Genomic DNA, 1,551 nt, shown 5'->3' on the forward strand with positions numbered 1-1,551 from the left:
GGCCGGCAGCGCGGGCAGACGGCGCCGCCCTGCGCCACGTTGAACGCGTGGTGCGGGCCGGGCTCGCCACAGCGCGCGCAGTCCTCGAACGACGGCGCCCAGCCGGCCACCGCGAGCGCACGCAGCAGGTACGAGTCGAGCACCAGGCCGGCGTCGTGGTGCCGCTCCGACAGGGCCCGCAGGCCGCCGGCGAGCAGCCAGTACTGCTGCACCGCCGGCTCGTGCTCCTGCGCGACCAGCCGGTCGGCGGCCTCCAGCATCACCGTGCCGGACGTGTACAGGCCGTAGTCCTCGCTGATCGCACGGGCGTAGGCACCGATGGTCTCGACCTGCGTCACCGTGTCGAGCCCCATGCCGGGCCGCGGGCTGCGGCCGGTGTGGAGCTGCACGTCGACCGCCATGAACGGCTCCAGCCGCGCCCCGAACTTGGACGACGTGCGCCGCACACCCTTGCCTACGCCGCGCACCTTGCCGTGCTCGCGCGTCAGGAACGTGACGATGCGGTCCGCCTCGCCCAGCTTCTGGGTGCGCAACACGATCGCGTCGTCTCGGTACAGGGGCACAGAGACATTCTGCCCCCAGTCACCGACACTCCGGGACGCTCACCTCTCGACGAACCGGGTCCCGTCGGCCGTCAGCTCCGGCTCCCACACGAACCGGTGGATCACGTGCTTCTCCAGGATCCAGCGCGCCAGCAGCGCGACGCCGCCCCAGACCACGAAGAGCAGGAGGGTCTGCAGGAAGTTGATGCTGATCTTGTCGAACCCGCTCAGCGCCAGCGTGGGGATCAGGAAGATCAGGCCCAGGAACGCGGGCAGGAGCTGGATGCCGACCCACTGCACCACCGAGAGCATGTCGACCCGGCGCTCGGCGACCACGCCGTGGAAGTCCATCACGTTGACCACGTGGTCGGCGCGCCACTTGGCGACGTGCCGGGCCACCGTCCACTGCGCGTCGCGGGCGTCGAGGGCCGAGCTGCCCGAGGGCAGCCAGATCCCGAGGATCTGGTGGATCTCAGCGGGCGTCAGGTACCCCTTGTCGAGGATCGCGAGGCTGTGCACGGGCGGCTGCCGCGTGTTGGTCGGCAGCACCAGGGCGGCCAGGAACAGCAGCAGCCCGCCGGTCCCGAGCAGCCCCACGAGAGCATCCGGGAGCCACGGCAGGAGCAGGGTCGCGGTGGCGAACGCCAGGGCGCCGAGCAGCGCGCAGACGATGCGGTTCTTCATGGTCATGGTAGGTAGGACTTTACCGGCATCTCGTCGTGCGCCGGGGCGATACGTCCGTTTCGAGATCTAAGTTCCGGGGTCAGAAGAACAGCGTGTCCCGGCCGTCCAGGGGCCGGGAGACGATCCACCAGGCCGCGACCTGGAGCGCGAGGACCACGGGCAGCACCACCATCGCCACGACGCCGAGCGCCGCCATGGTGGGCTCGGAGACCGCGCCGTGGACGAGCCGCGGCCACGCCGCGATCGCCGTCCCGACCACGGGCGCGGCGACCATCACCGACGTGACGAGGACCGGCAGCGGCCCGCTGCGGCGCAGGCGCCAGGC

The 1,551-nt window shown here is 71.4% G+C and carries 3 protein-coding genes; all 3 read right to left on the minus strand.

All coding sequences use genetic code 11. From position 1 onward, the window contains the following. Positions 1-563 (minus strand): DNA repair protein RecO (gene recO, locus PROKR_RS23375; RefSeq protein WP_036968314.1); only part of this gene is annotated, 563 nt, incomplete at its 3' end. A 39-nt stretch (positions 564-602) separates the two neighbouring features. Further along, positions 603-1,232: a hypothetical protein gene (locus PROKR_RS23380; RefSeq protein WP_036968317.1), complete on the minus strand. Its 630-nt coding sequence runs from the start codon at positions 1,230-1,232 to the stop codon at positions 603-605. 73 nt (positions 1,233-1,305) lie between these two features. Then, positions 1,306-1,551 (minus strand): hypothetical protein (locus PROKR_RS35980; protein WP_036968320.1); only part of this gene is annotated, 246 nt, incomplete at its 5' end.

It is taken from the genome of Promicromonospora kroppenstedtii DSM 19349, from assembly GCF_000515355.1.
Classification (GTDB): Bacteria; Actinomycetota; Actinomycetes; order Actinomycetales; family Cellulomonadaceae; genus Promicromonospora; species Promicromonospora kroppenstedtii.